The organism is Hyunsoonleella rubra (assembly GCF_042684665.1).
Taxonomy (GTDB): Bacteria; Bacteroidota; Bacteroidia; order Flavobacteriales; family Flavobacteriaceae; genus Jejuia; species Jejuia rubra.
Map to the genome: position 1 here is coordinate 100401 of NZ_JBHULY010000026.1, position 15350 is coordinate 115750.

Annotated in this window: 13 protein-coding genes; 7 read left to right on the forward strand and 6 right to left on the reverse strand. The window is 38.7% G+C overall.

The features are described 5' to 3' along the window. Positions 1–27: 27 nt before the first annotated feature. Positions 28–1122, reverse strand: coding sequence for an ABC transporter permease (locus ACFSR8_RS11920; RefSeq protein ID WP_380292313.1), 1095 nt, complete (start codon positions 1120–1122; stop codon positions 28–30). 6 nt (positions 1123–1128) lie between these two features. Next, positions 1129–3264, reverse strand: coding sequence for a carboxy terminal-processing peptidase (locus ACFSR8_RS11925; protein WP_380292474.1), 2136 nt, complete (start codon positions 3262–3264; stop codon positions 1129–1131). A gap of 334 nt (positions 3265–3598) precedes the next feature. On the opposite strand from ACFSR8_RS11925, the gene surE reads away from it, so the two are divergent. The 7 genes from surE (at position 3599) to ACFSR8_RS11960 (ending at position 9143) form a co-directional block, all read left to right on the forward strand. Continuing rightward, a complete protein-coding gene (surE, locus tag ACFSR8_RS11930) occupies positions 3599–4378 on the forward strand; it encodes a 5'/3'-nucleotidase SurE (protein ID WP_380292314.1) in 780 nt (259 codons plus the stop codon). A gap of 15 nt (positions 4379–4393) precedes the next feature. Further along, positions 4394–4675: a hypothetical protein gene (locus ACFSR8_RS11935; RefSeq protein ID WP_380292316.1), complete on the forward strand. Its 282-nt coding sequence runs from the start codon at positions 4394–4396 to the stop codon at positions 4673–4675. Between the two features lie 81 nt (positions 4676–4756). Continuing rightward, positions 4757–4990: a hypothetical protein gene (locus tag ACFSR8_RS11940; protein WP_380292318.1), complete on the forward strand. Its 234-nt coding sequence runs from the start codon at positions 4757–4759 to the stop codon at positions 4988–4990. Next, positions 4959–5273 (forward strand): type II toxin-antitoxin system RelE/ParE family toxin, encoded by a 315-nt coding sequence (locus tag ACFSR8_RS11945; protein ID WP_380292320.1) that lies wholly within the window; start codon positions 4959–4961, stop codon positions 5271–5273. Before ACFSR8_RS11940 ends, ACFSR8_RS11945 begins: the two co-directional genes overlap by 32 nt. 49 nt (positions 5274–5322) lie before the next feature. Beyond that, positions 5323–6435 (forward strand): lipid-A-disaccharide synthase, encoded by a 1113-nt coding sequence (gene lpxB / locus ACFSR8_RS11950; protein ID WP_380292322.1) that lies wholly within the window; start codon positions 5323–5325, stop codon positions 6433–6435. Between the two features lie 7 nt (positions 6436–6442). Then, positions 6443–6991 (forward strand): C40 family peptidase, encoded by a 549-nt coding sequence (locus ACFSR8_RS11955; protein WP_380292324.1) that lies wholly within the window; start codon positions 6443–6445, stop codon positions 6989–6991. A 112-nt stretch (positions 6992–7103) separates the two neighbouring features. Further along, positions 7104–9143, forward strand: coding sequence for a ComEC/Rec2 family competence protein (locus ACFSR8_RS11960; RefSeq protein ID WP_380292326.1), 2040 nt, complete (start codon positions 7104–7106; stop codon positions 9141–9143). A gap of 9 nt (positions 9144–9152) precedes the next feature. Here ACFSR8_RS11960 and ACFSR8_RS11965 read toward each other — a convergent pair whose 3' ends face one another. The 4 genes from ACFSR8_RS11965 to ACFSR8_RS11980 all read right to left on the reverse strand — a co-directional run bounded on the left by ACFSR8_RS11965 (position 9153) and on the right by ACFSR8_RS11980 (position 15210). Then, positions 9153–9701 (reverse strand): thioredoxin family protein, encoded by a 549-nt coding sequence (locus ACFSR8_RS11965; protein ID WP_380292328.1) that lies wholly within the window; start codon positions 9699–9701, stop codon positions 9153–9155. An 87-nt stretch (positions 9702–9788) separates the two neighbouring features. Beyond that, positions 9789–11555: a peptide MFS transporter gene (locus tag ACFSR8_RS11970; protein ID WP_380292330.1), complete on the reverse strand. Its 1767-nt coding sequence runs from the start codon at positions 11553–11555 to the stop codon at positions 9789–9791. A 10-nt stretch (positions 11556–11565) separates the two neighbouring features. Beyond that, positions 11566–12954, reverse strand: a complete 1389-nt coding sequence (locus ACFSR8_RS11975; RefSeq protein ID WP_380292332.1) for a peptide MFS transporter — start codon at positions 12952–12954, stop codon at positions 11566–11568. A 21-nt stretch (positions 12955–12975) separates the two neighbouring features. Further along, on the reverse strand, positions 12976–15210 hold the full coding sequence (locus ACFSR8_RS11980) for a S9 family peptidase (protein ID WP_380292334.1): 2235 nt from the start codon (positions 15208–15210) through the stop codon (positions 12976–12978). Between the last annotated feature and the right edge of the window lie 140 nt (positions 15211–15350).

Sequence of the window (15350 nt, forward strand, 5' to 3'; positions counted from 1 at the left end):
GAAATTTTATACTAAACCAAAATGGGTTTACCCCTTCACATCCAAAGCATCCCGCAATGCATTCCCTATCAACATAAAAGCCATCACCAAACTCATAATACACAACCCGGGTATCATTGCCAAATAAGGTTTTCCAAGAATAATATAATTGTAGTGGTCCTTGATCATCGCACCCCAACTGGCCATGGGTGGTTGGGCGCCGATACCCAAAAAGCTTAGACCGCTTTCAATTAAAATGGCTGCTGCGAAATTGGCGGCAGAAATCACAATGACTGGCGCCATAATGTTGGGTAGAATATGTTTGGTAATAATTCTAAAATCGTTGTACCCCAAAGCGCGTGCCGCGGTTACGTATTGCATTTCTTTAGTACTGATAATTTGGCCCCGTACTACCCGTGCCACCTCTACCCACATAGTCAAACCCACAGCGATAAACACTTGCCAAAACCCTTTGCCCAGTGCCAAGGTAATGGCAATCACCAATAGCAGGGTTGGGATAGACCAGGTGACGTTAATAATCCACATAATCACCGCGTCCACCTTGCCTCCAAAATATCCCGCCAAACTGCCCATCAAAATCCCAATGACCAGTGAAATAAATACGGCAACAAATCCAATAAAAAATGAAATTCTGGCTCCAACCAATACTCTACTCAACAAATCACGTCCATATTTGTCCGTTCCAAATACAAAGGTTTTTTCTTTTATAAAAGCAAGCGCGTCATTGTTCGGAAAACTGCTTAATGGAATGGTTTTTTCGACACCTTTTAATCCGTCGGAGGCGTATTCCGTATATGTTAAATGATTGGCCTCAATGTTGTAATCCGAAATAGGGACCTCCGAGTCTGTATTCTTTACACCAAAAAAGAGCTTGCTTAATCCATTTTGTTCGTTTTGGACTTGTGAAGGGATGGTTAGCATGGCTATCTTAAACCCGGGCGGTTTAGAATGAATGGACAAATGCATCTGATTGGCGTACTGCGAATTATCGGGCGCAAAAGCATAAGCAAAAATGGATATCAGCCCAACCAAAACAATAAAGCAAAAACTGAAAACGCCCCAAAAGTTTCGTTTAAACTTTTGGAGCGCCAGTTGTTTTAATGAGTTTGATGTTTTACCCATTCAAGGTTAATCTTTTACTTTCGCCACCTTTTTGATACTGTAAGCCATTTTAAGGTCCTCAAGCACATGGACTGCTTCTTCAACATATACATCCTTGCTCAAGTTTTCGTACCAACGCTCCCGCTTTTCCCGCAAGCTGGTGGTATCATTTTCAAATAGTTGCTTTTCAAACTTTGTGGGAACAAATGTCAAATTAGTTTTATAATCTGAAATAGCATCAAAGCGCTTGGCCTCCTCTTCATTCAATTCCAACTGATTTTTATAAGTTTTGTAGTTCAGAGAAAACACGGTTTCGTCAATTTTACTTTTCACCCATTTCGCGTTTTCTTCAATCAACTTCAACTGGTCGTTGCCACTCATGCGCTCTTTACTTTTGCTAATGGTATTGTCGTAATCAAAATAATTATCCCAAATTTCATAATCAGCCGGGTCTATTTCATCGTATGGCAATGGGTTTTCCTTTTCCTTTTCACCTACATCGATAAAACTATAACGCCCTGGCACCTGCACATCACTTTTCACACCTTCCAATTGCACTGAACCTCCATTAATTCTGTAATACTTCTGGGTGGTAAAAGCTAAAGCACCCAAGTCGCCACTGGTATTATTTCGAACCAAGTTGTTTAAATTATATACATTTTGAACTGTTCCCTTTCCATAAGTTTGTTTGCTACCTATGACTATGGCACGTTTGTAATCCTGCATGGCGGCGGCCATAATTTCAGAAGCCGACGCGGATAGTTCATTCACCAAAATCACCAATGGGCCGTCCCACACAATCGAACGGTCCCTGTCCTTCAACACCTCTTTTGGCTGTCCCGTAGAACGTACTTGAACCACAGGTCCATCCTTGATAAACAGTCCGGCCATGTCCACAACAGCAGGCAATGAACCTCCTCCGTTATTACGCAAATCCAAAATCAAACCTTCCATACCTTCATCCTTCAAACGCTCAATTTCCTTTTTAACGTCAATAGCGGCATTCAAATTTTTATAGTCCTGAAAATCCACATAAAAACGTGGTAAGTTGATGATACCAAACTTTTTATCTCCCTTTTCCACCAAGGATGCCTTGGCGTAGGTTTCACCCAATTCTACCACATCTCTAACTATGGTAACATCCTTTATTGTACCGTCAACCTTCTTAATAGTCAACGTTACTTTTGTGCCTTTTGGGCCTTTGATATACTTAATCGCATCATTGATACGCATACCCACGATGTCAATCGGATGCTCCTCATCTTCCTGCTTCACTTTTAAAATTACATCTTCAACCTCCAACAATTGACTTCGCCAAGCGGGGCCACCGGAAATTAATTCTACAATCTTGATGTAGTCCATTCGCTTTTGAAGTCGCGCCCCGATACCTTCCAATTTCCCGGACATTTGCTGGTCAAAATCCTCCTTGCTTCGAGGTGCCAAATAATAAGTATGCGGGTCAAATTCTTCCACTATCGTATTCACGTAGGTAGAAAACCAATCTTCACGGGTCAAATCATCCACGTTGTCATTGAAGTAAATATTCAAGGATTTCAGTGTTGCTTCCCTTGCCTGTTTTTCAATTTCGACCTCAGTTTTCATCACATAGGAGGGGTCATTTTCCTTAGCCCTTTTTTCCTCTTCGTGAATATCATCATAATTGGAAAGCGTAGAAAATTTCAATTGCTTTCTCCAACGCTCCTTCATTTGTTTTTTATTTGAAACAAAATCAATGTTCTCGTAATCCGTATCAAAAGTTTCATCGATATTGTAGTCAAAAGGCTTTGCAAGCACTTCCTTGTAAATACTTTTGGCCTCATCGATACGTTGCAACATACGCTCGTGTACTACATTGAAAAATGTAATATCGAAGGCCTTTAGCTGATCGTCAATTTCGGTTTTATACTTTTGGAATTCCTTATAATCCGATTGATAAAAATACCGCTTTACCGGGTCGATACGCTCTAAATAATCCTCAAACAATTCTTCAGAAAACTGGTCATTAATTTGAATCGGATCAAAATGACCTTGTTGTAAAACATAAGTAATCACCTGGACCAATAATTTGTCCTTATCGGGGTTATCAAAAGTTTTTGAGGTGAAACTGCAGGACGCAAATGCCAGCAGTAGTACAAGTAATAGGGCTTTAAAATTCTTTTTCATCATATCCTTCATGTCTTTACTAAAGCAATTTTTATGGGCTTTGAATTTACTAAATTACTGAAAAAACCGTGCCATTGAACGGACGGGCCGCTAATTTTTTGTTAAACCAAACAAATTTAGGCGTTGCAAAGAGGTTGATTAAAAATATGTCAATTATTTTATTATGCTTCTTTTTGCGCCCTTTGTCGTAAAATTTTATACCGTAGCTATGGCTATGCTAGAAAATTTGGCATAAAAGGTCATCAAAAATCACCAATAAAAATTCTAACCACATATTTCTAAACAGCCTCTAAGAATTTGTTTATTTTAGCCTAACGCAAATCTTAACCGAATTATGGCGAAAAAACCCCTGATTTTAGTAACCAATGACGACGGTATTACCGCACCGGGAATTCGCACTTTAATTGAAGTGATGGGCACTGTTGGCGAAGTGGTAGTAGTGGCTCCGGACAGTCCACAGAGTGGCAAGGGGCACGCCATTACCGTAGATTCGACCCTATATGTTGAACAAGTAGAATCGACCACGGGAAATCATTTAGAATATACTTGTTCTGGCACACCGGCTGACTGTGTGAAACTTGCTGTTAGGGAGATTTTGGACAGGCGACCAGATATTTGCGTATCCGGTATCAATCACGGCTCCAATTCATCTATCAATGTAATTTATTCGGGAACCATGAGCGCTGCCATCGAAGCTGGTATTGAGGGGATTCCAGCCATTGGGTTTTCACTTTTGAACTATAAATGGAGTGCCAAGTTTGACGACTGTAAGACTTTTGTAAAAACCATTACCAAAAATGTGTTGAAACACGGATTGCAAAAAGGGGTTGTACTAAACGTGAACATCCCCGACCTTCCAGAGGATGAAATTAAAGGCATCAAGATTTGCCGACAGGCGCGTGCGAATTGGGTGGAGGAATTTGACAAACGTAAAAACCCATCGGGACGCGACTATTATTGGCTGACAGGTAAATTTGTTAATTTAGACGGAGGCGAGGACACCGACGAATGGGCTTTGGAGCATAATTATGTCTCGGTTGTACCCGTGCAGTTTGATTTAACGGCGCATCATTGTATTCAAAATTTAAACGATTGGAATTTGAACGATAATTAATTATCAAAAGCAAATATGAATAAAGATTTAGGAATTGGAATTGCCGTAGGTTTGGTAGCCAATGCGATTGGTTTATTTTTGGCCGCCACATTTTTAGGCAATGGTGACGATGTTGCAACAGTTATTAAGGCTGCTTACAACGAAGGATTTTTGGGAAAAATGATTAGTCTCGGCGCCATTCTTAACTTGTTGGTTTTTTTCTTTTTCATTAGAAAAAGACAGGATTATCGAGCCAGGGGCGTGCTTTTGATTACGGTGCTGATTGCCGTATTTACTTTTGTGATTAAAATGCTATAATTTACAAAGGAGTAATTCACGCACCCTTTCTTCGTGATGGGTGTATTTGCCAACTCAATGGAAATAAGCTAAATTTGAAATATGGGAGTAAATATTCAAAATGCCAAAATTGAACTCATCCAATGGCTCACGACAGTGGAAGACAGTTCTTTAATCCAAAAAATCATGGAGTTGCGGAAAAATGAGACCAAAGATTGGTGGGATAAAATATCAGAAGCCGAACAAAAATCAATCGAATTAGGAATTTCGGATGCTGAAAGCGGTAATCTGAAGCCAAACTCCGATGCGCACGACATCTATGGGAAGTGGCTTTAAAATTTATTGGACAGACCACGCTTTAAACGAATTAGCTGACACATACGAATACCTTGAAAAGCATTTTACTAAGCGCGAAATGAAAAAACTTTCGGTGGAAATCGACAAAACCCTGAAATTAATTTCAAAAAAGCCCGACTTGTTCCCATTATCTGACTCGAAGAAAATTAGAAGGGTTGTAATCAAAAAATTCAACACTATGTATTACAGAGAAAATGAAGGCAGAATTGAAATTCTTTCTTTTTTCTCTAACAGACAGAATCCCAAAAAAATAAAACTTTAAAACAGCTTAATAGATATTGCCGAAGACCTTTTCGGTTATCAAATAAAAAATGAAATACTACATACTTGCTGGAGAAGCATCGGGCGATTTGCACGGCTCCAACCTAATGAAAGCGCTACAACAGGTAGATAACAATGCTGATTTTAGGTTTTGGGGTGGCGATTTGATGGAACAAGTTGGCGGGCATTTGGTAAAACACTATAAAGAACGTGCTTTTATGGGCTTTGCCGAAGTACTGGCAAACATCCGCAAAATCTATAAAATGATTGCGTTTTGCAAGAGCGATATTGAGGTTTACAATCCTGATGTCATTATTTTTATTGACAACTCTGGTTTCAATCTTCGCATTGCGAAATGGGCCAAAGCCAATAGTTTTAGAACCAATTATTATATCTCACCTCAAGTTTGGGCATCCCGTGCCAGCAGGGTTAAAGACATCAAAAGGGATATTGATGCCATGTACGTGATTTTACCTTTCGTGAAGCCTTTTTATAAGAAGTATGACTATGAGGTCAATTTTGTGGGGCACCCTTTAATCGATGCTATTGCTAATCGGGAGCAGGCAGATGAGTTTGAATTTAGGCGAAAACATAAATTGAGCGGTAAACCGATTATCGCCCTTTTACCGGGAAGCCGTAAACAGGAAATCACTAAAATGCTTTCTGTTATGCTGAGTTTGGTGGATGATTTTACCGATTATCAATTTGTAATTGCCGGCGCTCCAAGTCAGGATTATGAGTTTTATAAGTCATTTATAAAAAATAAAAACGTCAGTTTTATTGACAATAAAACCTATGATTTACTGAGTGTTTCCTATGCCGCATTGGTCACTTCGGGCACAGCCACTTTGGAAACCGCACTGTTTAAAGTGCCACAGGTGGTTTGTTATAAAGGGAGCTCTATCTCATACCATATCGCAAAGCGGATAGTAACCTTAAAGTTTATTTCGTTAGTGAATTTGGTAATGGACAAAGAGGTTGTAACCGAATTGATTCAAAACGATTTCAACAAAAAACGACTGAAATCCGAATTGGAACGTATTTTAGAATCTGATAACCGAACTAAAATGTACAGCGACTACTATGAACTTGAAAAGAAACTTGGTGGTAAAGGCGCCAGTGAAAAAACCGCAAAATTGATTTACGAGTCCCTAAAATCATAATCCCTACATGAAAAAAACCCTGCTTTTATTGCTTCTAATAGTTGGTTTTTCAAATTGCAAGTCCTCAAAACGGCCTAAGGTAGTCACCAAAAAATCTAAAGTTGAAAAGCAGGAGTCAGCTATTTCAACCAAAACCTTTGACGGCGATAAAAAAGAAGAAAAAACAGTTTCCAAATCCTCCCAAATTATTGATTATTCCAAACAGTTTTTGGGGGTTCGTTATAAATGGGGAGGCACGACAACCTCAGGAATGGACTGTTCAGGTTTGGTTCATGAATCCTTTAAGGCCCATCAAATTTATCTGCCGAGGATTTCTCGTGACATGGCCAAAAAGGGAAAATCAATCAGACTAAAAGAAACGCTCAAAGGCGATTTACTGTTTTTTAAAACGGGAAAGTCCAGACGCAATGCCATTAATCATGTTGGCTTGGTGGTGAACATTCGAGACAATGCCATTTATTTTATACACGCCACCACGAAAAAAGGGGTCATTATTTCTTCTTTAAATGAAGATTATTGGAAATCGGCTTTCACAGAAGTGAGACGGGTATTATAAAAGCAGACAAAAAAAAGAAAAAGGTTCCTCCCCTTTTTTCAAGGGGAGGTGCCGATAGGCGGAGGGGTTTTTTAGCCACTACAAATTACAATTTTTAGTAACTTACTCCCTAATGAAACTACTCAGTTTTACCATTATTAAACTAACCATTTGCCTTGTTGTTGGCATTCTAATTGGGTACTTTCTCGGTATTGAATTATACCTCTCAATTGGTATTGTCTCCGTTTTTCTCGCGCTTTTATTGGTACTATATTTCATTGCAAAGAAAAGGTTTACCAAAACCATATGGTTTGGATTGGCCACATATCTATCGATGATTTCCATTGGAATTCTGACCGTAAACCTTCATGACGAAACCAATTTTGACCACCATTATTCTCACCATGTTGACCTTTCAAAAGACAGTTTACACACGATTTCATTCAGAATACGTGAAGTTTTGAAACCTGGCTTTTATCACAATAAATATGTGGTTGATGTATTAAAACTAAACGACCAAGAAGTCACCGGAAAAACGCTTTTGAACATTGAAAAAGACAGCACAAATTCGACTTTAAAAGTGGATGATATTTTCCTCGTTAAAACTCAATTTAAAAGCATCAATCCTCCCTTAAACCCTGGGCAATTTGATTATAGAAACTACTTGAAAAAAAAATATATCTACCATCAAATTGTCGTCGATGAGGATTTCCTTTTGAAAGCGGATTCAAAACAAATAACAATTCTCGGCATTGCAAACAGCATCAGGGATTTCATCAATTTAAAGCTAAAACAATATAATTTTGAACCGGATGAACTTGCCATCATCAACGCACTATTTTTAGGACAGCGGCAGGACATTAGTGCAGAAGTCTATTCGAATTATATCGATGCTGGTGCAGTCCATATTTTGGCGGTTTCCGGACTGCACGTTGGGATTATCCTTTTGATTTTAAGTTGGTTGCTCAAGCCTTTGGAACGCTTAAAACGTGGCAAGCTTTTTAAGGCCTCTCTTTTGGTGTTTTTGCTGTGGTGTTTTGCAATTATTGCAGGTTTGTCCCCATCGGTTACTCGGGCAGTGACCATGTTTAGCGTGGTGGCCATTGGCATGAATTTGAATCGACCTGCAAATACCTATAACACGCTGGCCATTTCAATGTTTATCATCCTACTTTTTAAACCGCTATTTATTTTTGAAGTCGGTTTTCAACTAAGTTATCTGGCAGTATTTTCCATTGTAACCATCGACCCGATATTGTACCGACTTTGGCGACCCAAAAATTGGATTTTAGATTTATATTGGCATACCCTGACCGTAACGCTTGCCGCCCAATTGGGGATTATTCCTGTTAGCCTATATTATTTCCACCAATTTCCGGGGGTATTTTTTGTATCCAATTTGGTGATTATTCCGCTATTAGGCCTCATACTTGGATGTGGCATTTTGGTGATATTCTTAGCTACCATTAATGCCTTACCGAACCTTTTGGCTTCAACATTTGGGCAAATTATTGGATGGATGAATAATTTCATTGGATGGGTGGCACAACAGGATACTTTTTTGTTTCAGGACATTCCGTTTAGCCTTTTATATGTCATTATGGCCTATGCTATTTTTATAGCCTTCTTTAAATGGGTTTTTAGAAAGAACTATGCTAACCTTCGTTTATTTTTGGTAGTCGTGATTCTTGCCCAGTGCGCATTTATCTATTTGAACCTTTCAAAACCAGACAACGCATTCATTGTTTTTCATAAAAGCAGAAACAGCTTAATTGGAAAAGTTAACGAACATAAAATCAAAGTTGACCATGATATGGATAGCCTCACTTGGTCAAAAAACAACACTATTACCAACTATCGGGTTGCGAACCAAATTAAAACGGTTGAAACAGATGGGTTAAAGGATTTTTACAATTTGAACAATCAAAAACTACTGGTGGTGGACAGCTTAGGGATTTATAATTTAAAATCAATGCAACCGGATTATGTATTGTTACGCCAATCTCCGAGAATCAATTTAAATCGTTTGATTGATTCAATACAACCCAAGCAGATCATTGCCGATGGCAGCAATTATAAATCTTATGCCGAGCGCTGGAAAGCGATTTGCAAAATGAAAAAACTCCCGTTTCACTATACTTTGGAAAAGGGAGCTTATATTATTAATTATTAATGCTTTGTTCTATCCCTTAAACTCGGGTTTAAACGCCTTATAATATTCATTGAATTTTTCTTGAGTATCCATTTCCTTGTGGTCGTCGTTTTTAAACAACTTTAGGTATAGCTCCAATTGCGTAGGTTTTTGATAACCTCGTATCGGCGCAAGCACATCGGCCTTTTCATCAAAAAACACAATAGTTGGGTAAGCATTGACTTGTAGATATCTCGACAATTGATGCGCACTGTTTCTAGTATTCGCCCTTGCCGGATTGTAATTAGGGTTTGAATAGGTTTTACCTTTATAAGTCACCACATCTTCCCCTTCGGCATTAAACTTTACGGCGTAGTAGTGCTTATTCACATAATCAACTACATCCGGATTGTGAAAGGTATTTTTATCCAACATTTTACACGGGCCACACCATTTGGTGTAGACGTCCATCATTATTTTTTTGGGACTCTTTTTTTGAAGCTCCAAAGCCTCGTCAAAGGTCACCCAATTTATCTTTTGCGCAACCCCATTGTAGGTAGCAAATAGGGCTACTACCATTATAATTACTAATTTCTTCATAACTCGATTTGTTGCAAATGTTGTGCCCAACTTACAAAAAATGCACCTAAGTCGGTGCATTTTCGTTGATTTTTAACGTTTTTTCGATTAACGAACGCCGTGCATTAGCTTTTTCAACAGCGGATGTAACAACAACGAAATCACCCCGATACCTATCGGAATGAAGGTGAAAATCAAAAAGAAGGTAGATAATCCATGTTCATTTGTAATTTTTTCAATATCGCCACCAACATAATGCGCCAGCTTATTTCCGATAGCAATCGCCAAATAATACACACCGAACATAAACGCAATCATTCTCGGCGGAATCAGCTTACTTAAATATGACAGCCCCATAGGCGATAAGCATAATTCGCCAAGGGTATGGAATAAATAAGCTAGTACAAGCCAAGCCATGCTCAAACTTGCAGTCTGTGCTCCTGCCGGAACATCTTTGGCTCCGAAAGCCAAGAATCCAAATCCTATACCCAATAGGAATAATCCCAAGAAATACTTAACCGATGCAGGTGGATTGTATTTGCTGTCCCACCATTTGGTAAATAGTGGAGCAAACATGATGATAAATAACGAATTCAAAATAGCGAACCAAGTTACGGGCACTTCTGTTTCGGTGGATTGAAACTCAATGTAGAGCTTATAAATTACAATGGCCCAAACAATTACAAAACTAGATCCGAGAATCAAATTTGAAAGCCCGATTCTATTGAATGTCTTTCTGAACAAGCTCAATAACACAAAAGTGATAATACCCAAAGGCACTACAGTTACAATCAAATCAACGATTTTAAATGTCGTCGCCGCTCCTCCCTCTAAAACCCGATTCGTATAATCACGCGTATAAATTGGCAATGACCCCGCCGCCTGCTCGAAAGCGGCCCAGAAAAATATTGTAAACAAACAGAAAATGGCAAAGGCTATCATTTTATCCCTTTCAATAGCAACATATCTTGGCATTCTGATAATCAACAATAAAATAAAAGTAATAGCCGCCAGAAGTGCAAAGAACAGCGAATCCGTCATTCCCGCTACAGTAAAATTGAAGGTCTGGATGTTTCCAATTTTACTTAAAGGGTCATTGATGATAAAAATTAGTGCAGAGATGGTAAAAATACCAATCAAAAGATAATCAATTGGAATAAAATGATTCAACTTGATTGATGCTTCATTTCGATGGACATTTGATTCTGCTCCCTCTTCCGATTTAGACTTAACGGGCTTATCCCCAATAGATCCAAATAATGGTTGCGCAAAATAAAACTGCAACATGCCCAAAAGCATAAAAATCCCAGCCAATCCAAACCCATAACTCCATCCGATTTTCTCACCTACCCATCCGCAGAGCATAATTCCGATAAACGCTCCCGCGTTAACGCCCATGTAAAATATATTATAGGCGCCATCCTTTTTTTCATCGTGGCCCTCATACATTTTTGAAATAATCGAAGTCATATTGGGCTTAAAAAACCCATTACCTAAAATCAAAAAGGCAATACCAATATATAGAAAAGTAGGAGTTTCAACAGCCATAGCGGCGTGCCCCAAAGTCATTAGCAAAGCCCCAATCACAACAGCCCTTTTGTAGCCAATTTTATTGTCGGCGAGCCATCCTCCCATTAAAGGCGTTAGGTAAACCAGCATGGCATAAGTGCCTAAAAGCGATAAAGCAGCGGAAGACGTCCATTCCCAACCCGGATTTTCATCTGTAAGTAAGCCTGTTAAAAATATCACCAAAATGGCACGCATCCCGTAATAGGAAAAACGTTCCCACATTTCGGTAAAAAACAGCACGAAAAGGCCTGCTGGGTGTCCTAGAACTTTATCTTTAAAAAATTGGTCGTTTGCGTTGTTATCCATGATTTATAGTTTAATTATCCGCTAATTCAAAGCCTTCTGCTTCATCATATTTCATTTCGCCCTCTTCATCTTCAACACCATGCGTAAGCGCTTCCAATTTATTTCTAACTAAAAGTACCAGTCCACCAAGCACCACACAGAATATGGCAATCCCCGTAAAGATAGTGTACTCACCAAGACTTTCGGACCACTCGCCCAACAACCCTGCTAGTTTGCTGCCAAACCCAGTCATCGCAAAATAAACACCCATCATAATTGAAGCATATTTCATCGGGGATAATTTTGTAATAAAGGATAATGCCACCGGAGAAAGACATAATTCACCAACGGTATGAAATAAATAGGCCAACACCAACCAATACATTGCAGAAGAACCAGTTGCCTCATATTGCGCTGTTGCAGCTGTCATAAAAAAGAAACCAGTACCCATAATGATTAGGCCAACAATCATTTTAAACAGTGAGGTTGCCACTTTTCCTTTTAATTTTCGTTTCGCCCAAAATAAGGCTACTGAAGTTCCCAAAAAGATAATGAACATGGCATTTAAGGATTGAAACCAAGTAGCTGGCACTTGCCAACCAAACAGCATTCTGTTGGTTTTTTCCATGGTATATATATTCATCAACCCTCCAGCTTGTTCAAACGACCCCCAAAACACGATAACCAACACAAAAGAAATGAGTAAAACCACTACCCTATCTTTTTCCACTTTAGTCAATGGCTTCTTCATCAATGCTTTTTCTTCTTCATTTTGTGAAGCGCCTAAAAAGTTCCCAACATGCTTTAAATGTTTTTGACCGAGGACATACTGCAAAATACCAAAAAACATGCCTACTCCAGCTAAACCAAATCCATAGTGCCAGCCATAAACTTCACCAACATATCCGACAATTAAACTGGACAAAAATGCGCCCACATTGATACCAATATAAAATATAGTAAAACCTTTATCACGCCTTATATCGCCTTGTTTATAAAGCCCCCCTACCATGGTAGAAATATTAGGCTTTAACATACCTACTCCGCAAACAATCAGTACCAATCCAGTATAAAACGCCCACATTTCCTCAACAGCCAAAATACTATGCCCTAAAAGCAACAACACACCTCCAACGAGTACAGACTTCTTTTGACCTAATAACTTATCTGCAATTATCCCTCCAGGAATCGACATTACGTAAACCATCATGGTGTACCATCCATATAAAGCCAAGGCATCACCATTAGTCCATCCCAATCCAGCATTTTCAGCATTGGTTTGTGCTACCAGGTATAACACCAAAATGGCACGCATGCCATAGTAGGAAAACCGTTCCCACATCTCTGTAAAGAACAGTACGTACAGCCCTACCGGATGCCCAAATAATTCCTTTTGTTTTGCAATTGTTGAAGTTGCCATAAAAATATGATGATTAGTGAGTTATCCTTTTAGTTTTGATTCCACCTTTCTGTCCTCTTTTTGAAGCTGGTTTAGTTTATCACCTAGGGTTTTATCTAAAAAATTAGTCATTTTTCGATATAGGTGCAACCTCGTATTACCTCCATAAATACCATGGTTTTTATCAGGGTATATAGCCCACTCAAACTGTTTATCTGCCTGAATAAGGGCTTCTACCATGCGCATGGTATGTTGTACATGTACATTATCATCTCCAGAGCCATGAATCAACAAATAATCTCCCTTTAGCAATTCTGGGTAATTGAAAGGTGAATTATCGTCATATCCGTCGGGGTTTTCTTGGGGAGTACGCATAAACCGTTCGGTATAAATTGTATCATAAAAACGCCAACTTGTAACTGGTGCTACTGCAATAGCCATTTTAAAAACGTCATTGCCTTTCAACAGGCAGTTAGTTGACATGTGTCCGCCATAACTCCAACCCCAAATACCTATCCTATCCGCATCAATAAAAGGTAACGCCCCTAATTTTTTGCCCGCACTTATTTGGTCTTCCGTTTCATACTTCACCAAATTTAAATAGGTAACTTTTTTAAACTCTGCCCCTTTAAATCCGGTACCTCTTCCATCTACGCAGGCTATAACATATCCTTTTTGCGCCAAATACTGAAACCAGTAGTCGTTATAGCTGAACCAAGAATTCGAAACTTGTTGCGAACCGGGGCCTGAGTATTGAAACATCAATAAGGGATAAACTTTAGAGGGGTCAAAATCCACAGGCTTAATCATCCACATATTCAGGTCATTGCCATTAACATTAATGGTGCTAAATTCCTTTTTGGAGGTACCGTATTCTGAAAGTTTTTCAACTAATACATCATTATCCAAAATAGGCTTGATCAAATTTCCTGAGGATGCACTGTTCAATGTATATTCCGTTGGAGTTGAGGCACTGGAATAGGTATTAATAAAATATGTAAAGTCAGCACTAAAATCAGCACTGTTGGTGCCCTCACTTTTAGAGAGCCTTTTTTTATTGCGCCCATTTAATTTGACACTGTAAACATCCCTATTTATAGAGCCGTTCTCCGTGGATTGATAAAACACCGTATTGTTATCTTCATCATAACCGTAATATTCGGTGACTTCCCAATTGCCTTTAGTCACTTGGTTGATCAAATCCCCTTTTTTAGAATAATGGTAAATGTGATTAAAACCGTCCTTCTCGCTCGTCCATAAAAAACTACTGTCATTTAAAAACGTCAAATTATCTGTGATATCGATATAGGCTTTATCGGTTTCCGAAAGCACCAGAGTAGATGTGTTCTTTGCGGTATCCAAGAACCATAGATCCAATTCATTTTGGTGACGATTCATGTACTGCGCACTCAGTATATCGGAACGGTTTGTCCATTTTATTCTAGGAATATAAAAATCCTGACACGCCTTAACCACCTTTATATCTGTCAATTGGTCTTCTTTCAAATCATAAAGATGAAGGGAAACTTTTGAATTTTTTTCTCCTGCTTTGGGATACTTAAACACCTGCTGCTGGGGATACAACTCCTTGCCATAAATGTCCATAGAAAACTCTGGCACATCGGTTTCGTCAAACCTAATAAATGCAATTTTATCACCATCAGAATTCCAATGGAACATCCGTACCACAGCAAATTCCTCCTCGTACACCCAATCCGAAATACCATTGATTATTTTGTTCTTTTCGCCATCAAAGGTGAATTGCTTTAGCTCTCCCGAAATTAAATCTTTAATGTACAAATTGTTATTTAGCTCAAAGGCGATTTTCGTACCATCCGGTGAAAATGTAGGTTCCTGTATTTTTTCGTCCGAGACTTTTTGGACTGTTTTCGTACTGAGGTCATAAACATAATACACCCCTCTTGAGGAATGCCTATAAATTTGTTCTTCCTCAGTAGCCAAAAGCAATTTGGACTCATCTCCACTAAAACTATAATCCGTAAAGTAGTTTATTTCCTGAATATCTTTAGAAGACACAAGTGTTTCTATCTTGCTTAACGTCTTATAATCATAGATATCTACCATTGTGGCTGGGATAGTCCTATCAAAATTGAAAACCGAATAATGCTGTCCGTCTTTCATCGAGTGCAACACATCCATACTCTCGGTTCTAAACGCCCCGCTCCAAATTTCTTCTAGGCTTATTTTTTTTGTTTGGGCGATAAGGGAAAGTGAAATAAAAAGACAAACAAAAAGGGAGAATTTCAAGTAATTCATACGTGTATCGCTAACTTAATTAAAAGTAGGTTTTAACTTTCACATCTTTCAATTTTAGTAAAATAAAATTACACATTATAGATGTTTAACCAAAAAAACTACTTATTTTATAAAGAGTTGTCAAGTTTACTAAAAATTAT